The organism is Dyadobacter sediminis, from assembly GCF_005860765.1.
In the GTDB taxonomy this organism is placed as follows: domain Bacteria; phylum Bacteroidota; class Bacteroidia; order Cytophagales; family Spirosomataceae; genus Dyadobacter; species Dyadobacter sediminis.
Genome location: NZ_VCEI01000025.1, coordinates 210,880 through 233,415, shown reverse-complemented (window position 1 = coordinate 233,415; position 22,536 = coordinate 210,880). Strand labels below are relative to the sequence as shown.

Here is a 22,536-nt window from a genome sequence, read left to right as displayed (position 1 = left end):
TCCTTTTGTCACCTGTATTGAAAAAGATCAGTAACCCGGATTTTGGATAAGCACATCTTTACCAAGCAAATCGACCTGATCCTGCGGCAGTGGAAGATACTCGTTTTTGTTGGGAGTAAATTTCGCGCCACCCAGCGCACCGCTCAGCTTTTTGCTTTCGTAAGCCAGATAAGCATTGATTTCCTTTTCTGCGGTTCCCCAGCGAACAAGGTCAAAAAAGCGGTGGCCTTCTCCTGAAAGTTCCAGCTTTCTCTCAAAACGAACGGCAGTACGAGCTACATCTTTGGAAGTCCAAGGCGTTTTATACGTGCTGATTACATAATTGGCAGCATTTTCGCCATTGGCACGTTTTACAAAACTGGCAGGATTGGCTGCACGCTGACGGACAAGGTTGGTATATTCTCTTGCCTTTTCCAGCGATCCTACTTCGATTTCGGCTTCTGCAGCCATCAATAAAACATCTGCATAACGAATGATGTTTACGTTAATAGCAGTATAGCCCGGCGTCCATGAGCTGTTATCCTGCAAAGAACCTACGTCCGTTCTGTAATACGCATATTTTTTACTTGAATAAGGACCGGCATTAGCCTGATTTCTGATCCAGTCGTTACCCGGATGATCAATCCAGTCCAGATACGGAATACCTCTGCGGCCGATGGAATGGTCAAGACGCGGATCAACCGGTTTTGCATCTGGCGTAAATGCATCTTTTGATTTCAAACCCATATCCGTTTTAAGCTCATTGGCAGCGGCATTGTAAGAACCGTCCAGCAAAGGCAGCCCCGTTGCATCTGTTCTGAAAGAGTTGCCCAGTTCAAAGCTCGGCGCAAAGAAACCGCAGCAGTTTCCGGGACCGTTCGGACCTGTATTGTATGGCCAGTTCAAGTCAAAATCGGGGTTTGCATTGTTTACACTTCCCGTATTGGCAGCCGCCTGAATGGCAAATACCGATTCTTCGTTGTTATCGTTGGAAGCTTTGAATGCATCCTGATACCGGGCAACAAGGCCGTACTTTTTACCGTTTGTCGTTTTTCCACTGGCAATGATCAGATCATACAAAGCCTTTGCTTCGGCAAACTTCTTCTGGTACATGTATACTTTTGCAAGGTATGCCGCAGCGCCCCACTTGTTCACCCGTCCAACGGCAGTTTGCGTTTCAGGCAGGTTTTCATAGGCATATTTAAGGTCGGCTTCAATGAAAGGATACAAGTCCACATTATTGGATACCTTTTCAATGTCCGTGCCGTAATCCTTGGTTTCATCCACGTAAGGCGTGTTGTTAAAACCTCTTTTCAGCTCGAAATAATAGTGGGCACGCAAGAATTTTGCTTCACCGCCAATGCGTTTCTTGTCATTTTCAGTCACGTCTTCCTTGGCTATTCCCAGCAGTTTGATCACCAGATTGGCACGTGCAACGCCTTCGTAATTTCCGGTCCATTTATCCGCAATAACACCCTGTGTTGTAAGATATTCAAATCGCTGGATCGGGTTGATATCACTGAAATCGCCCGGATCGGTACCTTTGTTTGCATCGCCGCCGCGGATACTTCCCCAAACCCAGTTGCTGGCGCTGGCCATCCGGTTGGCACGTCCGTTAAGCTGGCCGTAAACAGAAACCAGCACGCCTTCAATCCCCTTTTTGGTAGAAAGCTGGCCTTCATCAAGCTGGCCGGTTGCCGGGATTTCAAGAAAACTTTCTTTACAGGAGTAACCGATCAGCATGATTACCATTAAAACAGCCAATCCTCCTTTAGATATTATTTTTTCCATTTTATTTAATTTTTGTCAAAATCTTAACCGAAGTTGTGAAATCAATTTTTACGGGTTTCAATTTCAGAATCCAAGGTTGATCCCTACTGTGTAGCTTCTTGTGATCGGATAGTTACCTACGTCAATACCGAAGTTTGTATCCGCATTACCGCCAACGCCCGGATCAAGACCTTGATATTTCGTTACCGTAAACAGGTTATTTGTTGAAGCAAATACTCTGAGTTTCTGCATTTTGATCTTGCTCAGCAGATTTCCCGGAAGCGTATAGCCCAATGTGATATTCTGCATTCTGAAAAACGAGCCGTCTTCAACATAGAACGAGTTCGACTGCGTGTTTGTGCTGAAATTGGATGTGCTTTCGAAGATCGGGGTATTTGTATTCGTGTGATCTGGCAGCCAGGAATCTTTAACTCTCGCACTAACAGCCGCGCCTGTGAAAGACGGATAGAAGTCAGTAAACCATTTGGAAACATTGAAAATCTTGTTGCCAATGGATGTATACATATATGTTTCAAGATCAAAGCCTTTGTAAGTAAAGCGAAGGTTGACACCGCCGGTAAATTTCGGAACCGGGCTGCCAAGGTAAGCACGGTCATTGGTGTTGATTACGCCGTCACCGTTCACATCTTCATAGCGGAAACGGCCCGGTGCTGCTCCATCCTGATCAGGTGCGCTGTCCACTTCGGATTGGTCTTTGAAAAGGCCCATTACCTTGTAGCCGTAAAAAGAAGAAATGGAGTATCCTCTCTGGTTCCGGATCGGATTAATGCCGCGGAAACCGGGATTTACAGAAGTAAGGTAATCAAGTCCCGGTGCCAGTGATTCTATTTTGTTTTTAAGAACGCCGGCTGTGAAGTTGAATTCATAACCAAGATCGTCGCTGAACCGGCCCCTTGTAATGATTTGCAGGTCGATACCTTTGTTGGACATTTTGCCCACGTTAACAGAAGGTGCAGATGCCTTATAACCTGCAGTAGCTGTAACCGGAACCTGGAACAACAAGTCTTTGGTATCTTTTTGCCAGAAATCAAGAATTACGTCCAGCTTTCCTTTGAAGAAGGTCGCATCAATACCAATGTTTTTGGTAATACTGGTTTCCCATTTGGCACTTCTGTTCCCGATACGGGTACGATAGTAACCTTCCAGTGCACTGGAATTTGTTCCGTTAAGGTCATACGACGATTCACCGAGATTGGCTCCGTACAAGCTGTACTGGTTGTTCGGATCCACGTTATTGGAATTACCCATCAAACCATAACCTCCGCGGATCTTCATTTCGGTGATGAACGGAATACCTTTCATAAAGTTTTCCGATGACAGACGCCATGCTGCCGAGAATGCAGGAAATACACCGTAGCGGTTGTTTGATCCGAACCTGGAAGATCCGTCCCTTCTTACAACCCCGGTAACAATGTATTTGTCGTTAAAGGTATAATTGGCACGGCCAAACAAAGAGTAGAAATTCACCCCTTTATAGAACTCGCTGCCAACGATCTTAGAACTGACATTGTTCATATTGATGTAGTTGACGTCCGTTGAAAACGGGTTCAGACCAGAGGAGTTCTGGTTTTTACCGGCTCCGCTGTTTAGTGCTTCCTGACCAACAATTACATCCAGTGCATGCAAACCAAACTGTTTTTTAAAATTCAGAGTGTTGGTCAAAGTCCAGGCGAAACGATGGCCTGAGCCTTCGTTGTAACCAAATGCAGAATTGTTTTCAGAGTTTTCATATTGCAGCCTGTTGAAACCTCTGTTGCTGTAATTGTTGAATTGTCCGCCAATGCTTGAACGAAGTGTCAGTCCCGGAATCACGTCCAGTTCAACATAGAAATTACCAAAACCGTTACCAGCGAAAGCGCTGTTATTGGCCAGTCCGTCACGGCTTGCAACCGGGTTGCGGGGATTGTTAAAGCCTTTTGCAGCTGTTCCTGCATATCCGCCGAATTCGTCATATACCGGAATAATGGAAGGCATACGGAATGCGGAAAGAATATCATTTTCATCTGCAGAAACACCTTGTCCGCCGCCGCCGCCGCCCTGGCCCAGCACCTGCAGATAAGTAAACTGTGCATTCTGGCCGATTCTAAGGTTTTTCAGCACATCGAATTCAGAATTGATCCGGAAAGCATAACGTTTAAAGCTGTTGTTCAGCAAAATACCTTTCTGATCCTGGACACTGAAGCCCGCATAAACACGGCTGTTGTCACCACCGCCTGAAAAGCCCAGGGTATGGCGCTGAAGCGGTGCGTTGCGTGTAATGGCATCATACCAGTCCGTTCCCTCCTTATTGGCACGAACAACCTGATAAATAGCACCCGCAGCAGGATTCACATTGTATTTCAGTTTTTCTGCGGCAAGATCCAATGTTCCGCGTACGCCTGTTGCACCACCGACATTGATATAATCCGGAAGTACAGGTGTGTCGCCGTTTCCGTATTGTCCGCTTGCTACGTTGGTGAATTTAGGAAGCGAGTCACCCTGGAAAGCATCATTACGGATGGCCTGCCAAGTCCAGTCAGCCTGTTCCTGCGGCGTAAGCATTTTCTGGCCCTTTCCGGGTGTTGTGATACCAAACAGACCATCATAAGTAATGCTCAGCTTTTTAGCTTTTTTGGTACCTTTTTTAGTGGTGTAAACGATTACACCGTTTGCAGCACGTGCTCCATAGATTGAAGCAGCAGCAGCATCTTTCAAAACCGTTGTTGACTCAATATCATCCGGGTTAAGGAAGTCGGTGGAGCCGGTAGGGACACCGTCCACAACGTACAAAGGCTCGTTACCGCCAAATGCACCGAATCCTCTTACACGGATCTGGCTGGTTGTTCCGGGCTGCCCGTTGGTAATCACCGTTACACCCGCAACGCGTCCCTGAAGCTGCTGCTCAACGTTACCGGACGGTGTGGCAGTAAGGTCCTTGGATTTTACGGTCGCAACGGCACCTGTAGTTTCGCGCCGGCTGTCAACGGTGTAACCCGTAACAATCACCTCTTCAAGACTGGAAATGTCGTCTTCCATTTTAATATCGACAACGCTCTGATTGCCGACCGGTACTTCAATTGTTTTGTAGCCAACAAAACTGACAACCAGTGCATCGTTCCCCGATCTTACAGTAAGTGAAAATTCACCGTCACCATTGGTGTTGGTTCCGGTCTGTGTTCCTTTCAGGACAACGGTTGCACCCGGGATCCCCACTCCCGCAACATCTGTAACTTTTCCGGTTACCTTTCTTTCCTGTGCAAATGCCGCCAACGAGAAAAGGCTGAGCACAAGAGAGAAGACAAGGTACCTCGCAGGATTCCTGTAAATTCTTTTCATAATTTTCTATTAGGTTAATAATCTTTAAGCAACCAAATTTATAATTATTTGAACATAATTTTGTCTCATACCTGCTAATATTTTTTTGTAGTGAAAAAATAGTATTATAAAAGGATAAAATAATGTCACTCAAATTGGATTTTAAGGTACTTGTTACCATTTTGTAGCCAAAATTTGTAAAAACATAATGTTTGTAACCGATAGCAACTTTTTATTTCCTTATAATTGAATGATAAATTTGTATCACTATTTATTTCTTGTTAGACGTACGTTTTTAATAATAGTCACATACATTCTTGTACTTTCTTGTCAGTTTGAAAAAGAATCTGCCTTGACAGAAGGCAAATTACTGGCCGGGAAGTACTGCAGCAGCTGCCATTTGTTTCCGGAACCGGCCTTACTTGATAAAAAAACGTGGATTAATGGTGTGTTGCCTGCAATGGCCGGCCAGCTGGGCATTGAAGTATTACAGGGAAATGTTTATCTGACAGACAAGAAATCGGTACTCACAGGTAAAGAATGGTCCAGATTGGTCGAGTATTACAAGACACTGGCACCGGATACACTGCAAAAAGCAACTGTTCCAGTTGTTGCCTCAGATGACTGGTGCAATTTTACATTGAAGAAACCTGCAGAAAATCCGGATGCAGTCAGCAGCACGACAATGGTTGCCATCGATGAAAAAAGACACCAGATTGTAACAAGTAGTTCTGAACGCTCTGCTATATATGAATACAGTTCAAACCTCGAAATAATTCTCAGCTCAGACTTGCCTTCCGCTGCAATCGACATTTCATTTGCACAACAAACCAGCCAGGAAGATATCATAACGTGCATGGGCGGAATGCAGGCAGCCGATCATACCAAAGGGCAAATATTAGAATACAGACAAAAAGACAGCAAAGCTAATCTACTGTCATCGGACCTGATCCGACCGATACAAACCCGGCCGCTGGATTATAATAAGGATGGATTGCAGGATTATGTCGTATGTGCTTTCGGGCACAACCGCGGAGGTTTGTATATTCTAAAACAAGATGCGGATCATACTTTTGAAAAAGTGCCGGTCCGGGAAGTTCCGGGCGCGACACAAAGTGTTGTACAGGATTTCAACCATGACGGCTGGCCGGATATCATGACTTTGTTTGCACATGGCGACGAGGGAATATGGCTGTTCCTGAATAATCAGCATGGCGGATTTACTACAAAAAACATCCTGCGTTTTCCGCCTTCATCTGGTTCCAGCAGCTTTCAACTGATCGATATGGATAAAGATGGGAAAGAAGACATTGTATATACAGCCGGCGACAACAGCGATTATTCCAGAATCCTGAAACCTTATCATGGCATTTACATTTATAAAAATACAGGCAACCTACATTTTGAAAAATCATACTTTTACCCGGTAAATGGCTGTACAAAGGCTATTGCCGCCGATTTTGACAAAGACGGAGATATTGATGTTGCCGTAATTGCTTTTTTCGCAGATTTCAAAAGCAATCCGGCCCAAACATTTTTGTATTTTGAACACGTTAATGAAGGCATAACATTCAAGCCACATAATGTTCCTGTTGCGGCAAGCGGCCGCTGGATTTGTATGGATGCAAGCGATTACGACAATGACGGCGATATAGATATCGTCCTGGGAAATTATTCAAAAGGCTTTCTGAATCAAGAAAATGTAAAGCCAAGCTGGAATATACACACTCCTTTTGTCGTACTGGAAAACAACATTTTGAATAAAAAGAATAAATAACCGCTGAAAGTTAAATTCAAGCCAGCAGCTAATTGTCTCTTTTCCAGTCTGCAGGCAAAAGGGTTGAAAAACGGTCATTTGCCAGTTCGCCTGCAATTTCAAAGCCCATTGGCATCGATACCCAGCCTTGCGGCGTAATAATCATGTAACCCTGAGGAAATGTAATCTGCGAGTAAGCATACGGCATATCCGAATAGGGCGACCTTCCTCTTTTCTTAGTATTGAAGATTTCGAGCTGCGTACGCGAAATGACAAGCCGCTCTGTAATCAGTTCGCCGGGCTGGATCAGCCTCATTCCTCTTATGGCCTCAATCCGGTTATGCAAATGATTAGCAAGCGTATTAACACCATTGACAGACCGCACCGATTTGAACATACGCAAGGAATCCGGAATAACCTGGTATACTTTAAAGCCTTGTTCCTGTAAGCTGTCGGCAACCATACTGGCCAGTAAATGCTTCAACGAACCCTGATAAGCGATCTTCTGATTTAAGCGCCACGATTTCTTCTGGAGACTGTCTTTCGGTGCAAGCAACTCAAAGCGCGTGCTGCCTCCATAATAAACTTTTCCGTTAAAATAATCAAAGTCATCCAGATCCTGATGAATACGGTATCCCAGTGCATTATTTTCAATAATCAGCGGCTTGGTTGTCTGTGCTCCCAGATGGCCGTCATCATCTTCCGAAATACGCAGTACTTCCGGATTTACAATTCTGCATTGCTTGCTAAACTGGCTGTTTCCCAGCAACTCACGGGTAATTATTTTTAAATGTTTTTCTCTTTTCTTGTTTTTTCTGGCATAAACGGTAACACCCTGAAGTTCCATTCCTTCTTTCAATTTGAACAGCACCGTTTTCAGGCCCGGCTGCTCGAAACGAAGCGTCTGTTTGATGGTTTCGTATCCCAGAAACGAGACGGCAATTTCAATGTTTCCAATGGAAAGGTCAGGCAGTTTGTAGTTACCATTTTCATCAGCATTGGTTCCAATGGAAGAATTATTGATAAAAACGTTGGCGAAAGGCAGTGGCTTGCCGGTTTTTTCGTCAGTAACCTTTCCGGTTAATGTGACGGAAGTACTTTGCTGGGCAAAGGTTTGAGTTATGGCAAATAGCAGTAGAAAGGCAATGAATTGCAGATTACAAATGAAATGGCGTGTTAAAATCAGACACATAAACGAAATTCAAAGCTTTTTGACCCAAATATAAAGTAGGGTTTTGTAATCTGCTGGATATGTACATGATTTGTTGCATAATCGTAAACAAAGGCGGCTCCTCCGGAGCCAAAACCACATGTAAAAACAAATTTGCTACAAACAGGATGCCCCTCCGGGGCGATCCATTCTGCTCCGGAAGAGCATTCTGTTTGTAGAAAAAACATGAGAATTGAAACACAATTGTAAAAATCCGGAGAAATTGCCTGTTTCCAGAAGGCTCCTCCGGAGCCAAAACCACATGTAAAAACAAATTTGCTACAAACAGGATACTCCACCGAGGCGCTCCATTCTGCTCCGGAGAAGGAGTTGCCTGTTTCCAGACAAATTTTTCAAACAAAAAAGGCCACTCTTTACAAAGAGCAGCCCTTGATTAAAAAGAAACATAAAACTATTTCAATTCAAGCTCTTCGCCGATTGACTTAACCTTATCCTTCAAGGCAGCATAAACAGCATCAAAATCCTCATTCTTTTCCAGAGCGGCTCTTACACCAACATAGAATTTGATCTTCGGCTCTGTTCCGGATGGACGACATGTGAACTTCGTTCCGTCTTCGGTAAAAAACTGAAGCACGTTGGACGTTTCGATACCCATTTCACCGGATGGAATCTGACTGGTTGTGCCGCTTGTAAAATCAGTGGTTGTCAAAGCTTTGTAATCATCCATCCGGATTACCGGCGAACCTGCAAGCGTCTTTGGCGGATTGGCACGGAAATCTGCCATCATCTGCTGAATTTCATCTGCACCGGATTTGCCCTTTTTGGTCAGCGAGATCAAACCTTCATAATAAAAGCCGAACTGCTTGTAAATTTCCATCAGCATATCAAACAGACTCAGCCCTTTATCTTTGGCATAAGCCGTTAACTCCGCAATCATGGCGCAGGAAGCAATAGCATCCTTGTCACGAACTGCATCACCGATCAGATAACCGTAGCTTTCTTCGCCTCCGCCGATAAATTGCTCAACGCCTTCTTTTTCACGGATAACCTGCGCAATGTATTTGAAACCCGTTAATGTATTGTAACAGTTTACATCATAAGCAGCTGCCATTTTATCGATCAGGTCCGTTGTTACAATGGTTTTGCAAACGAACTGCGTTCCTGTAAGCTTGCCGGCATCTTTCCACGCATTCAGCAGATAGTAAATCAGCACGCTTGCCGTCTGGTTTCCGTTCAGTAACTGAATTTCGCCATGATGATTTTTAACGGCGATCCCGACCCGGTCTGCATCCGGATCTGTTCCAAGTACAAGGTCCGCATCGATTTCGCGGGCTTTTGCAACTGCTTTCGACATGGCTTCACTTTCCTCCGGATTCGGATAAACAACGGTCGGGAACTGTCCGTTGCCTTTTGGCTCAGCCTGTTCTTCAATGACCGTAACGGCTTCAAATCCCATTTTGGAAAGCAAAGCCGGAACCAGTGTCACACCCGTTCCATGCAACGGCGTATATACGATTTTTAGGTTTTTCTGACGTTCGAGTGCGCCTTTGGAAATAGAAAGCGAAAGAATATGGTTAATGTATTTTTCGTCTACTTCCGCACCGATTTTGGTGATTCTCGAATTGTCTCCTTCAAATTTTACTTCATCAATGGATTGGATCGCATTTACCTCATCAATGATGTTGGAATCATGCGGAGCAACCACCTGCGAGCCGTCATCCCAGTAAGCCTTGTAACCGTTGTATTCTTTCGGATTATGCGAGGCTGTCACCACAACCCCACTTTTACATCCCAGAAGACGAATGGCAAACGACAATTCAGGCGTCGGGCGCAATGCCTCAAAAAGATAAACCGAGATACCGTTTGCAGAAAAGATATCCGCTATAATCCGTGCAAATTCGTCCGATTTAATGCGGCTGTCATAAGCAATGGCCACTTTCTTTTCTTCATTCGGAAATGCCTTGTTCAGGTAATTGGCAAGTCCTTGTGTAGCAGTGCCTACGGTATACCGGTTCATGCGATTGGAACCTATTCCGATCAATCCGCGCAAACCGCCTGTTCCGAATTCCAGGTCTTTGTAAAATGCATCCGTCAGTTCGGTGTCATTTCCTTCATCAATTAACTGTTGAATGGATTGTTTTGTATCGATATCGTAATCTCCGGTAAGCCAGCTACTTACCTTGGTCATTACATTCGGTTCCAATTTTGCGGTCATAATAAAGCTTAGTAGAATTGATTTATAGTGTAAATATATATACCGGAATTATTTACTTATTTCCAGTTCCTCTTTTTCAAGTTGTTTTACCTGTTCATGAGCTGTTTTATGGATCAGCTCAGCCACCAGCCCTGTCCAGCCTGTCTGGTGACTTGCACCGCATCCGCGCCCGTTATCGCCATGAAAATATTCATAAAATAAAACGTGTTCATTAAAATGCGGATCTTTTTGCATTTTCTCATCGTGGCCGTATACAGCGCGGTTACCTTCAGTGTCCTTTTTGAATATATCAATAAGGCGGCAGGCTATTCCAACGGCAGCATCTTTAATCGTTGTCAGGTTGCCCGAATTGGTCGGATATTCGATCAGGAAATCTTCGCCATAATACGCATGAAATTTCATCAACGAATCAAATACAAGGTAATTCAGCGGAAACCAGATGGGCCCGCGCCAGTTCGAATTTCCTCCCATGATATCCGTAAGCGCCTCCGCAGGCGTATAATCAACCTGAAGAACTTCTCCGTTTATATAAAACTTGTAAGGATTTGCTTCATGGTACTTGGACAACGCCCGCACGCCGAAATCGGACAAAAACTCGCTTTCATCCAGCATGCGTTTCATAATCATTTTCATACGGTGTCCGCGCAGGATCGAAAGCAGGCGGTTTTCTCCTTTTCCGGATTCAAACCATCTTGAAATCAGACGTGCAAGGTCCGGCCGGTTGGCAAGTACCCATTCCACGCGCCGTTTGAAAACAGGCAGTTTGTCGAGATTTTGCGGATCAAGAATTTCAACGGCAAACAACGGAATAAGCCCGACAATGGAACGCACTTTCAGCAGAATGCTTTGTCCGTTCGGAATATGGATAACATCGTAATAAAACTGGTCTTCCTCATCCCAAAGGCTGATCGAGGAATTCTTGCCGCCGATCGATTCCATGGCACCTGCAATGTGCAGAAAATGCTCAAAGAACTTGGAAGCCATATCCTGATAAACCGGATGGACCAGCGACACTTCAACCGAAATCCGCAGCATATTCAGCGTGTACATGGCCATCCAGCCTGTTGCATCCGCCTGTTGCAGCTTTCCACCGAACGGCATCGGCGTGGACCGGTCAAAAACACCGATATTGTCCAGACCTAGAAATCCGCCGCTGAAAATATTGTTTCCGGTATCATCTTTCTGATTTACCCACCACGTAAAGTTCAGAAGCAACTTGTGGAATATTTTTTCCAGAAACTCGATGTCGCCTACGCCGTTATTCTGTTCCTGATCAATTTCGTATACTTTCCATGTCGCCCAGCCGTGTACAGGCGGGTTGACGTCCGAGAAATTCCATTCGTAGGCAGGAATCTGCCCGTTCGGGTGCATGTAATATTCGCGCAGCAGAATTTCAAGCTGCCTTTTTGCAAAACCTGCATCCACGCGCGCCAGCGGAACACAGTGAAATGCAAGGTCCCACGCCGCAAACCACGGATATTCCCATTTATCCGGCATCGAAATGATATTGGCGGCATACAGATGTTTCCATCCCGAATTCCGCCCCCATTTTCGCCCCTGATTGGGTCCGGGCTGCGCGGGGTCGCCTTTCAGCCATTCATAAACGTTGTAGTAATAAAACTGTTTGCTCCATAACATGCCCGCATACGACTGGCGCTGAATGGATTTAAGGTCAGGATCGGAAACTTCTTTCTGCAGGTCGTCATAAAATTCGTCCGCTTCCCGGATTCTTTTGCTGAAAAGATCTTCAAAACCTCCGAACGGCTCCGAAATGGTATGATTCACAAATCGCAGCTTGAAGGTGGCGCTTTCGCCGGCTTTTATGGTTTTCGTAAATCGTGCAGATGCCTTGGTACCGATGCTGTTCGGATTGATCGTTCCTGACTTTCCTCCGCTTACAACATGGTCGTTGATCCCGTCTTTCGGGTAAGAAGTATTATTGGAAGTTCCGTAAAGCTTTTTAAAATTGGTCTCGTTTTCACAGAACAGCAGCTCATCCGCATTATCCAGATACAGATTATACTTGCCATGTTTCCGGTGCGTCACTTCGATCAGACGGTTTGAAATGCCGTTCATGATCGGCTTGTAATTGAAAGCCTCGTAACCCCAGGACCACGTATTGCGAAACAGGATCGTAGGCAGAACGGTTATCGGAGCATCTTTCGGACCCCTGTTGAAAACGGTGACTTTCATCAGAATATCTTCTTCATCCGCTTTCGCATGCTCGATGAAAATGTCAAAGTACTCGTCATTTTCAAACACTCCGGTATCCATGATTTCGTATTCCGGATCCTGTTTGCCTCTGCGGGCATTTTCCTGACGGATCTTTTCGTACGGGAAAGGCTGCTGAGGATATTTGTACAACATCTTCGTATAGGAATGCGTAGGCGTACTATCCAGATAATAATACATTTCCTTTACATCCTCGCCATGATTGGATTCCCGGTTTGTAAGACCGAATATTCTTTCCTTGATCAGTTTATCCTTGTGATTCCAGAATGCGAACGACAGACATATATGCTGTTTATTGTCAGAAAAACCTCCGATTCCGTCTTCACCCCAGCGATAGGCTTTGGAAAGTGCCATTTCATGGGTTATGTAGTTCCATGCATCGCCATTTCCGCTATAATCTTCTCTGACCGTTCCCCATTGACGTTCGGACAAATAAGGGCCCCACTTTTTCCATCCCGTATTTTCTTTCTGAAGGCTTAATCTAACTTTTTCAGCGCCGTGTGCCATTATATTTTTATTTTCTGAAAGGAATGAAATTCATTGTAAATCTACAAAAATTAAGATGCAGGTTTCCAAAAACTATATAATCTGATAGAAATCATAACAATCAGATACAATAAAAAAAACTAACCAGATTCAAAACAAGGTTACAAAACCGAACCTTCCAGTTCTGTCAGACTTGTATATACGCTGATTCCGAAATCCGGATTTCCTCCGTAAAAAGACGTAATCTCAGCCGCTTTCCGGGAAGTTTCAGTCAGTAACGCATGTCGTTCTGCATGTAATAAATCTTCTATATCAGCTACAAATTCCTTAAACATCAGCGGATTGGTCAGCTTGTAATATTTGCCGTCCTTTGCATGCAGAACCGGAACCGGTACCGACTTGCCTGCTGCATGCATGCTGCCGTATTTCAGCCGGGCAGCCGCATATTGCTCATCCGTAGATTCAAAAACGATCAGTTCTTTTGGTTTTAAAACGGAATTATGCTGCCTGATTTTTTCATCCAGTGAAGCAAGCAGACTGCGCAGCTGCCATGTATGCTTGCCCGAACGAATTCTTTCACGCAGCGATTGCCGGATCAGGTAAGTGAGTGCCTGCGTTACATTCAGGCCGATTTCAGCCATTTGCTTGAAAATGAACGAAGTCGGCGACATACCCGGGATCGTATTCGGATCATGCAGCACGATGGTTCCTTCCGGCGTCAGAAAACCGTCAATCCGTACACATACGTTGATGCCGAGTTGCTGGAAAACATCGGCAATGACCCGCTGGATTTCCTGGTTTATTTCAAGTGTTGTGTCCACCGGAATGCGCTTGCGGCTTGCTCCGGGCTTGTATTTGGCATTAAAATCAAAAACCCTGACCATTTTGATGACCTCACTTGGCGGCAATGCCAAAGGTTTTCCGTTGTCAAACTGAATGCAGCCGCATGAAAACTCCTGACCTTCGATAAATTCTTCAACAAGCACCTGATCTTCGGCATTGGCACTGCTGATAAAAGCCGTTGCCTCATCCTGTAAAAAGTAAGTATCCAGTTCAGCGATGAGCGCAGCCGGATGAAAAACAGTTTGACCATGGAACAGAACCGGAAAACCGATTCCTTCGTCCAGATTTGCCATTTTTTGCCCCCATGCCTGTTTCTGCGCAGGGTCCATTGCATTCCAGGTTGTGCTTTCCAGCTCCACCTGAAAAAAGCATTGATTGACTGCATATACGAATTCTTCCAGCGAATCTTCCTTTACAATGGCAACGCCGATGGACGAACCCTGATGCGGAGCCTTGATGACAAGCGGCAGACCGAGATGCTTTTTCAATACCTGAAAAAGAAGGGCATATTCGTTCGGAACCCACTGATCGAAGCGAAGCGTCCAGCTTTTTTTCTGCTGCGCGTTAACAAGCGCAATCATTTCATTCTGAAGTATTTTATCAATTCCGACGGCCGAGCCCATTAATCCCGGACCGCTATACGGAATTTTATACCATTCCAGCAAACCCTGAATGGCACCATCTTCACAATCCGGGCCATGCATGGCCAAAAAAGCAAAGTCAAAATGCTGTTTAAATTCCGAAGGTGAAATCAGAACGCCGGTTTCAGGCGGCAGAGGCTCATTTTCCAGCGTGGGAAAAGATTCAATATAGGTCCTGAAACCATCCTGAAAATGGTTTTTTGCAGGATAAAAATCCCTTATTTCACTGGCATACATTAAATCTTCCTGAATCCTGACAAACCGGCCGAAGCTGTCAACGAAAATGGGGACGGGCTCAAAAAGTGACTTGTCCAAATACTCAAAAGCTGTTTTTCCGCCTGCAAATGAAATCTCCCTTTCACGGGAAGGGCCACCAAAAAAAATCCCGATACGCATGTTTTAATCCTGATTAATGCATTCCAATCTTACCCGCAATATAAGGCACTAAACGGGAGGAATCAATTTCTGTAAAAAGTACGGCCCGTTTTTAAACAAAAAAGCAGTTTCCGGGAAGAAAACTGCTTTGATTGAAATTGGTATGATACGATGCTGAATCAGGCAAGAGCGGGTACATTGACCGACACGACGCGGTTGACATGAGGAACTGCCTTGCGGATCGATTCTTCAAGACCGGCGCGGAAAGTCATTGCACTCATTGGGCAGCTTTGGCAAGATCCCTGCAGTTCCAGCTTCACAGTCAGATCATCAGTCAGTTCAATGAATTTGACATCTCCGCCATCTGCATGCAAGTAAGGACGTACCGAATCGAGTGCCTGCTCGATAAGTTCTATTGTTTTTTCTTTTGAATCCATTATAAAAAAGTATGTTCGCTAAGATGCAAGATTATGTTCAAAAAATCAAATCTTTTGCCAGTTATATCAAACCTGAATTTCTACCGGCCGGGTTTTTTCCCTGGAAGCATTTCGGATGGCTACCTGCTGCGCAAGCGATTCGGCTGCGTCCCGGAAAGCGTCATTGACAATCGGATTTACGTCCATAACGGCCGGGCGGCCTTCATCCCCGGATTCGCGTATTCCCTGAACCAAAGGTATCTGGCCCAGTAAAGGAACGTCAAATTTGTCCGCCAGTGACTGGCCGCCGCCTTTGCCGAAAATAAAATACTGATGTTCCGGCAATTCCTCCGGAGTAAACCATGACATATTTTCCACGACACCCAGAATCGGAACATTGATTTGCGGTTGCCTGAACATCGCCATTCCTTTGGACGCATCGGCAAGCGCAACTTTTTGAGGCGTTGTCACGATCACTGCGCCGGTTACGGGCACCGTTTGCACCAGCGTAAGATGAATATCGCTGGTTCCGGGCGGAAGGTCAATCAACAGATAATCCAGTTCACCCCAGTCCGTATCTCCGAAAAACTGCTTCAAGGCCTGGCTTGCCATCGGACCACGCCATACGATTGCGCTGTCCGGCGGCGTAAGAAAGCCAATGGAAATCATCTTGATTCCGTACTGTCGAATCGGGTTAATGTAGTTTTTGCCGTCTTTCGGTGTAATGGTCGGCTGCATGTTTTCCGCACCGAACATAACGGGTATCGAAGGTCCTGAAATATCCGCATCAATAATCCCTACTTTGGCGCCTGAACGGTGCAATGCCATGGCCAGATTTGCCGTTACGGTCGATTTGCCGACTCCGCCTTTTCCGGACGAAATGGCAATTACGTTTTTCACGCCCGGAATCATCGGGCCGGCGTCCCGCGTTGACGTCACATTGGCGATCAGCTTGATGTTCACTTCCACATCCGGGCTCAGATGTTCATGAATGGCGGCTTCACAATTTCTTCTGATCAATTCTTTCAGGGGACAGGCCGGCGTTGTAAGCACAACTGTAAAACTGACCTGATTTATTCCTATTTCAATATCCTGAATCATACCGAGTGTCACCAGATCCCTTTTCAGATCGGGTTCTTCCACAGTGCTCAGGGCCTGCAGTACTTTTTCCTTATTGATTGTAAATTCTCCCATTGTAGCGGATTTGGGCAATTTAAATGATTTGCGGCCATGCCTTAATCCCGATTGCCTTACTTAAAAATACCTTGAACTGTTATATGTTTTCAACACCAAATATCCTCAATGAGTTTATTGCAGGTCCGAAAATTCCTGAATTCTCTTCTCAATTTCACGCAGTTCAGAGGAAACGTCTGTATTTTCCGAAATAGCCCGCAGTTTGGCATGAATGGATTGCAGCAGGCGCAGCTGGCTTTTTGTCGGACCGTGCATGGGCCGGTGCAGCATCATCTGGCGGATGGCATCCCACTCCTTCATGAAAGCAAGTGAGCCGGTATCAATAAAAGCGCGTGCAAAAGCATTCAGGATGATATCCTCTGCAGTTCGGTTCGGATGGATAAGATCTTCTTCATAAAACCGGTAATCGCGCAGTTCGTCAATCATGATTTCGTAGGAAGGAAAGTATTCGACCTGTTTGAACTTTTCCGATAACCTGTGACAAACGAGCCTTAGAGTGGATTTGCTGACCTGATTCAGCGGCAAGGTATCCCGCGTATGACGAACCGGGCTTACGGTAAGAACAATCCGGAGGTTCCTCTGAAAAGGCTGCAGTTTGAGAATAAGCTGTTCCAGCGCCATATTCACCTGATCAGGATGCAGAAGTTCCTTCACAAAACTATCGCCCGGCATCTTATGACAATTGCCTACGATCATGTTCGACTGGCGGTGCCTGTAAGCATAAGCTGTTCCCAGCGTAATGACCAGGATATCCGAACTTTTCAGAAATTCCCTGACGGTGTTCAGCTTTCCTATCAGTTTCATTTCCAGATCTTTCCGGTCATGGCTCCATTGCGACGAATGGAAATCATGATGAAACCAGATGTGATCGGAATCCTGGATATACAAAGCCGGATTCGGCAGTTTTCCGTCCAGCGCACTGTCGAGTATGCGTGTGATCGCCAGCGGGTTGAATATGTTCCCGAGCGGATTATTGAGAACGGGAAATTTATAATTGCTTAGCTGCCTGCCAAGTACATCCGCAAAACAGGAGCCTATGGTAAGTACTTTTGAATTATGACTGATCTTCCATTCGGAGGGAATTATGCTGACTTCGGTACTTAATTTAATCTGCTTCATTCAATTCATTAAAAAAATGGGTAATACAAAATTAACGGAATTAAGCAGTCAAGCACTTGTTACGATTTCGAAAATCCGCAGAAAGTGGTAATATTGATAATAATATGTGTTTAAATTTTAATCCGGACCTGAAATGCCTAGAACCGCGCCCTTTTTTGCATCTTTCCTGTATGTGTTTTTCATTGCATTTTCGGGTTGCTCGCAAAGTATGCCGGCTGCTCCGCAATATAAATTTGCAACCACGCCTTCCTGGCAGGATGAATTTGACTACTCAGGAAAACCCGATCCGGCAAAGTGGAGCTACAACCTGGGCGATCACGGCTGGGGCAACAAGGAACTGGAAGATTATACAGATAAAACAGAAAATGCAAGAGTTGAAAACGGACAGCTTGTTATTGAGGCATTGAAGAAAAAATCCGGAAAGGCGGATTACAGTTCGGCCCGGCTGGTTTCAAAAGGCAAAGGCGACTTTCTTTATGGAAAATTCGAGATAAAAGCCAGATTGCCAAAAGGCCGCGGCACGTGGCCTGCGATCTGGATGCTGGCGAGCGAAAATAATTACGGGAACAAAGGCTGGCCGGATAACGGCGAAATCGACATTATGGAACACGTCGGGTTTGACCAGAACCGGGTTCACGGCAACATTCATACCAAAGCTTTCAATCATTCCATCGGCACCAATAAAGGCAATAATGTCATGATCGAAAACGCATCCGGGGCTTTTCACATTTATGCATGCGAGTGGACGCCGGACTACATTTCCATCCTGGCAGACGGAAAGGAATATTTCAGATTCACAAAGGAAAATGCGTACCAATGGCAGGAATGGCCTTTTGACAAACCTTTTCACCTCATTCTGAATATTGCCGTCGGAGGCGGCTGGGGCGGACAGAAAGGCGTGGACGACAGTATTTTCCCGCAGAAAATGGAAGTCGATTACGTCCGTGTTTACCCGCTTGTGCAGAAAAAGTAGCTTTGAAATTCCAGTGCATGGAAGTAACTTGCACCATGGATAATTTTGTTGTTTCGGCCAGGAAGTACCGCCCAGTCACCTTTGATTCGGTGGTTGGACAATCACACATTACGACTACTTTAAAAAATGCAATAAGAACCAATCACCTTGCACAGGCTTTCCTTTTCTGCGGACCGCGCGGAGTTGGCAAAACAACCTGTGCCCGGATTCTTGCCAAAACGATCAACTGCCAGAACCTGGGCGACGATGTGGAAGCGTGCGGAGAATGCGAATCCTGCATCAGTTTCCAGAACAACGCATCTTTTAATATCCATGAACTGGATGCGGCTTCCAACAACTCGGTAGAAGATATCCGGAACCTGATCGATCAGGTACGTTATCCGCCGCAGACCGGAAAATACAAAATTTATATTATCGACGAGGTTCACATGCTTTCGCAGGCGGCTTTCAACGCTTTCCTGAAAACGCTGGAAGAACCGCCGGGATACGCCATTTTTATTCTGGCTACAACGGAAAAGCACAAAATCCTGCCGACGATTTTATCACGCTGCCAGATTTTTGACTTCAACCGCATTCAGCCCAAAGACATCGTGCATCATCTGGCCGATATTGCAAGGAAAGAAGGCATTGCAACGGAAAAAGAAGCATTGGAACTGATCGGACAAAAAGCCGATGGCGGTTTGCGCGATGCACTTTCCATGTTCGATCTGAATGTGACGTTTTCAACGGATAGCCGGCTTACTTACGAAGCCGTACTTGAAAATCTGCATATTCTGGATTATGACTATTATTTCAAAATAACGGATGCGCTTACTTCGGGCAGCATTGCGCGTTCGCTGATCCTTTTTGATGAAATCCTGAGAAAAGGTTTTGACGGGCATTTGTTTGTTGTCGGGCTTCTGGAACATTTCCGGAATCTGCTGGTTTGCAAAGATCCTGCGACAGTTACGCTTTTACAGGTTTCAGAATCTGCCGAAAGGAAATATGTGGAGCAATCCGCTTTGTCCGAAATGAGTTTTTTGCTGTCTGCGCTCAGTATTGCCGGCCAATGCGATATCAATTATAAATCGGCCAAAAACCAGCGGCTGCACGTTGAGCTTTGCCTGATGAAGCTTGCCAATTTGCCCGGAATTCTTCATCTTGATTCGCTGGCAGCCGTTGATGAAACGGCAAAAAAAAAAGTTGAGCCACAGCCTGTAACGACAGCAACTCCGGTCAATTCTGAAAATAAAAGCAATGAAATTGCTTCAAACGGAAACACCCAGCCGGGTACGGCCCAAGCATTTGCGGCCCAGCCGATTGCGGCCCAGCCTTCTCAGATTGCATCTGCGCCTTCCCGGCTGAAGAATACTGTTCCGCTCAGCATGACCGCTCCGGTTTCCGGCCCGGCAAAGGAAACAGCGGCCAAACCACAAGCAGAAACACCCGTCAGCAACGCAAGAAAAGAAGCACTTACGCTGGAAAATCTGCAGGCTGCATGGTTTCAGTTTGCAGAGAAGCGAAAACAGGCCGGAAATTCAACGACCGAAGAAATCACGTTGAACAAGGGATTTTCGCTGAATGGAAAAACGATTGAAATTGCGCTGGACAATACGCATCAGCTGGAAGCACTTCAAAATGCCCGTTATGATCTGATGGGTTTTCTGAAAAGCAGGCTGGATGCGCCTGATCTGGATATAAACCCGCGTGTAGCTCCGCAGGAAGTAAACAGACTACCTTACACGCCGGCTGAAAAATTCAATTATATGGCTGAAAAGAATCCGTATTTACTGGAATTAAAGCAGGCACTGGGCCTGGATGTAGATTTTTAACCGGCGTTTTTGCCACTTATAAAAGAACGGTGCAGTTTCATGACCTGCGGTATCAAAGCGGTTGTTTCGTCATTGATGATCGTAAAATCAGCAATTTCCCTGCGCTTTTCGTCCGAAACCTGTCTTTCTATAATAGCCCGGATTTCCTTTTCACTGCGGTTGTCCCGGCTTAATATCCGGCTGATTCTTAACGAAACCGGTGCTTCCACAACAATGACGTAATCCAGTGTATTTTTATCTCCTGCCGCATTCATGATGGCCGCTTCCTTGATCACGTACGGTGAATCGGAGTGCTGATAAACCCAGCTTTCAGTATCGCTCATGACAACCGGATGTATAATGGCATTCAGTTCTTTAAGCAAAGTTTCATTATTGAAAACCAGCGACGCTACATATGCCGTATTGTAAATGCCCGATTCATTATAAGCCTGCGGGCCGAGCAGTGCGGTTATTTTCTCCCGGATAACCGGATCGTGATTGGTCAGCCATTTTGCACGGCTGTCAGCACTGTAAACAGGAATATCCAGACAGGAAAACAGCCGGCAAACCATGCTTTTACCTGAACCGATTCCTCCGGTAACCCCGATCTGAAGAGCTTGTGACATCAGCCTGGCAATGAATGTATTTAAATAAATTTTATGATTGATTACTGAGGAATGGCATTCAGGTACTGTGCGACCTCAAAACTGATGTAAACATCCCTGTGGCTTACTTCCACCAGAGGCGAAACCGGCAAAGGAATGGGCAGACTCTCGTCAAAGTTGTTCTGGATTTTCGGAACAGGAACGGAAATGCGGATGGTATCCGGATAGGACCGGATCAGCGAAACAGGCCCGTCCACGGAAATCAGCGATGGCGAAACATTGATAATACTGGAAATAACGTAACCTTCACGGATGTTGATTCCTGCGCTGTCCACGCGGATTGGAATGATTTTCCGGATCTTGCGCTCAAAGTTCAGTTCAAAGGTATCGGCTACAACGTAATTGACATGCAGGTTTGGAAACAGTTCAGTGATCTGATCCGTCAGTGTCGTCGAATTGATAAAACTGGCTTCATTGGGATTCAGTACCTTGTACACTACCGGATTGGCATTGAAATTCAGCCAGGACTTCTGGAGCAGGCTCCATCCATCGCCGGAAACATTTACCGAAATCCTTTTCGGCAAAGGCTGCATGGGTACAAATGCAGAATTATCGTACTCTATGGCAAGCGGATAATTAAGCTTTATAGAGTAATTGTCCTTGTTCAGGACGTTCATTAACCAAAAGAATGATGCTGCCAGAAAGCATCCCAGGAAAGTTTTGATTTTGTTTTGGTTTGGTGGAACGTTACTCACAGCATTATTGATTTACACACACTTCAAAATGTATGCCGTTCTTTATTTACTTATTACTTATTAAAACCTTAAAGTAACAAACAAATACTGATAACAGGCAATTAGCCTGCTATGGTACGTGATACTGCGGATTTATCAACAGTCAGTTTGACGCCTTTATCCAGTTCCAGCGTTACCGTATTTTCTTCTACGGTGTAAATCCGAGCGTGGATCCCTCCTATCGTTACGACCTGGTCTCCTTTTTTAAGATTGTTCAAAAGCTCTTTCTGCTCCTTCTGTTTCTTTTGCTGCGGACGGATCATGAAAAAGTAAAACACACCGATAATTCCAACCCACATGACAACCTGATAAATCATGGCTTCGGAACCGCCCGCTGCTGCTTGTGCTAAAAGAGAAAACTTCATTGTAATAGATGGATTAGTAAAATATAGGTCCCGTTAAGGAATAATTGTGATCTTAATTGCTTTTCGACTGTGTCTCAGGAACCGAGTTAACAATTCCCCTCAGTCTCAGCTCCGAATACGCCGGTTCTGTGTTGGCATAAACGGTTATCGTTTTAACCTGCGGCCCCGACTTGTTCTTGCTGTCAAAGCGGACTTTGATATTCGAAGTCTGCTTCGGCCCGATGGGTTCTTTGGGCCATTCGGGTGTAGTACAGCCACAGGAAGTTGTAATGTTGTTGAGGATCAGAGGATATTCCCCGTCGTTCCGGAATTTGAAATCATGTTCTATGACTTCGCCTTCCCGGATTGTGCCAAAATCATAAGACGAACTGTCAATCAAAGCAAAAACAGGCATTTTTGAATCTGCCTGTTCTGCACTGTCCTTATCTTTAACCTTTGAGCAGCTGGAAAAAGCCATTACAATTCCCAGCAACACACAAACGGATCTTTTTTTCATG

The 22,536-nt window shown here is 45.3% G+C and carries 16 protein-coding genes; 3 read left to right on the top strand and 13 right to left on the bottom strand.

What is annotated here, in order from left to right; all coding sequences use genetic code 11:
* Window positions 1-27: 27 nt before the first annotated feature.
* Together FEM55_RS13370 and FEM55_RS13365 are read right to left on the bottom strand one after the other, a co-directional pair.
* Window positions 28-1,770 (bottom strand): RagB/SusD family nutrient uptake outer membrane protein, encoded by a 1,743-nt coding sequence (locus tag FEM55_RS13370; protein WP_138281875.1) that lies wholly within the window; start codon window positions 1,768-1,770, stop codon window positions 28-30.
* 63 nt (window positions 1,771-1,833) lie between these two features.
* A complete protein-coding gene (locus FEM55_RS13365; RefSeq protein ID WP_138281874.1) occupies window positions 1,834-5,085 on the bottom strand; it encodes a SusC/RagA family TonB-linked outer membrane protein in 3,252 nt (1,083 codons plus the stop codon).
* Between the two features lie 331 nt (window positions 5,086-5,416).
* On the opposite strand from FEM55_RS13365, the gene FEM55_RS13360 reads away from it, so the two are divergent.
* Window positions 5,417-6,841 carry an FG-GAP repeat domain-containing protein gene (locus tag FEM55_RS13360; RefSeq protein WP_229209249.1) on the top strand — a complete coding sequence of 475 codons (1,425 nt, stop codon included), beginning with the start codon at window positions 5,417-5,419 and terminating at the stop codon, window positions 6,839-6,841.
* A 28-nt stretch (window positions 6,842-6,869) separates the two neighbouring features.
* On the opposite strand, the gene FEM55_RS13355 is transcribed toward FEM55_RS13360, so the two are convergent.
* The 7 genes from FEM55_RS13355 to FEM55_RS13325 all read right to left on the bottom strand — a co-directional run bounded on the left by FEM55_RS13355 (window position 6,870) and on the right by FEM55_RS13325 (window position 17,512).
* Window positions 6,870-8,012 carry a carboxypeptidase-like regulatory domain-containing protein gene (locus tag FEM55_RS13355; RefSeq protein ID WP_138281872.1) on the bottom strand — a complete coding sequence of 381 codons (1,143 nt, stop codon included), beginning with the start codon at window positions 8,010-8,012 and terminating at the stop codon, window positions 6,870-6,872.
* Between the two features lie 430 nt (window positions 8,013-8,442).
* The gene (locus FEM55_RS13350; protein ID WP_138281871.1) at window positions 8,443-10,206 is read right to left on the bottom strand and encodes a phospho-sugar mutase; all 1,764 of its coding nucleotides are present in this window, start codon (window positions 10,204-10,206) and stop codon (window positions 8,443-8,445) included.
* Between the two features lie 48 nt (window positions 10,207-10,254).
* Window positions 10,255-12,945 (bottom strand): MGH1-like glycoside hydrolase domain-containing protein, encoded by a 2,691-nt coding sequence (locus FEM55_RS13345; RefSeq protein ID WP_138281870.1) that lies wholly within the window; start codon window positions 12,943-12,945, stop codon window positions 10,255-10,257.
* Window positions 12,946-13,085: 140 nt separating this feature from the next.
* Complete coding sequence (locus FEM55_RS13340) at window positions 13,086-14,804, bottom strand: D-alanine--D-alanine ligase family protein (protein WP_138281869.1); 1,719 nt, start codon at window positions 14,802-14,804, stop codon at window positions 13,086-13,088.
* A 158-nt stretch (window positions 14,805-14,962) separates the two neighbouring features.
* Window positions 14,963-15,220, bottom strand: coding sequence for a NifU family protein (locus FEM55_RS13335; protein ID WP_138281868.1), 258 nt, complete (start codon window positions 15,218-15,220; stop codon window positions 14,963-14,965).
* A 66-nt stretch (window positions 15,221-15,286) separates the two neighbouring features.
* Window positions 15,287-16,393 (bottom strand): Mrp/NBP35 family ATP-binding protein, encoded by a 1,107-nt coding sequence (locus tag FEM55_RS13330; protein WP_138281867.1) that lies wholly within the window; start codon window positions 16,391-16,393, stop codon window positions 15,287-15,289.
* Window positions 16,394-16,507: 114 nt separating this feature from the next.
* On the bottom strand, window positions 16,508-17,512 hold the full coding sequence (locus FEM55_RS13325; protein ID WP_138281866.1) for a GSCFA domain-containing protein: 1,005 nt from the start codon (window positions 17,510-17,512) through the stop codon (window positions 16,508-16,510).
* A 133-nt stretch (window positions 17,513-17,645) separates the two neighbouring features.
* Here FEM55_RS13325 and FEM55_RS13320 point away from each other — a divergent pair, with 133 nt between their 5' ends.
* Both FEM55_RS13320 and FEM55_RS13315 read left to right on the top strand, forming a co-directional pair.
* Window positions 17,646-18,485 (top strand): glycoside hydrolase family 16 protein, encoded by an 840-nt coding sequence (locus FEM55_RS13320; protein WP_138281865.1) that lies wholly within the window; start codon window positions 17,646-17,648, stop codon window positions 18,483-18,485.
* A 35-nt stretch (window positions 18,486-18,520) separates the two neighbouring features.
* Entirely contained in the window at window positions 18,521-20,296 is a 1,776-nt protein-coding gene (locus FEM55_RS13315) for a DNA polymerase III subunit gamma/tau (RefSeq protein ID WP_138281864.1), read from the top strand.
* On the opposite strand, the gene coaE is transcribed toward FEM55_RS13315, so the two are convergent.
* From coaE to FEM55_RS13295, 4 genes are all read right to left on the bottom strand, one after another.
* Window positions 20,293-20,901 carry a dephospho-CoA kinase gene (gene coaE, locus FEM55_RS13310; protein WP_138281863.1) on the bottom strand — a complete coding sequence of 203 codons (609 nt, stop codon included), beginning with the start codon at window positions 20,899-20,901 and terminating at the stop codon, window positions 20,293-20,295. The genes FEM55_RS13315 and coaE overlap by 4 nt on opposite strands.
* 41 nt (window positions 20,902-20,942) lie before the next feature.
* Entirely contained in the window at window positions 20,943-21,557 is a 615-nt protein-coding gene (locus FEM55_RS13305; protein WP_138281862.1) for a YbbR-like domain-containing protein, read from the bottom strand.
* Between the two features lie 179 nt (window positions 21,558-21,736).
* On the bottom strand, window positions 21,737-22,039 hold the full coding sequence (gene yajC, locus FEM55_RS13300; protein WP_138281861.1) for a preprotein translocase subunit YajC: 303 nt from the start codon (window positions 22,037-22,039) through the stop codon (window positions 21,737-21,739).
* A gap of 52 nt (window positions 22,040-22,091) precedes the next feature.
* Entirely contained in the window at window positions 22,092-22,535 is a 444-nt protein-coding gene (locus FEM55_RS13295; RefSeq protein ID WP_138281860.1) for a DUF1573 domain-containing protein, read from the bottom strand.
* Between the last annotated feature and the right edge of the window lies 1 nt (window position 22,536).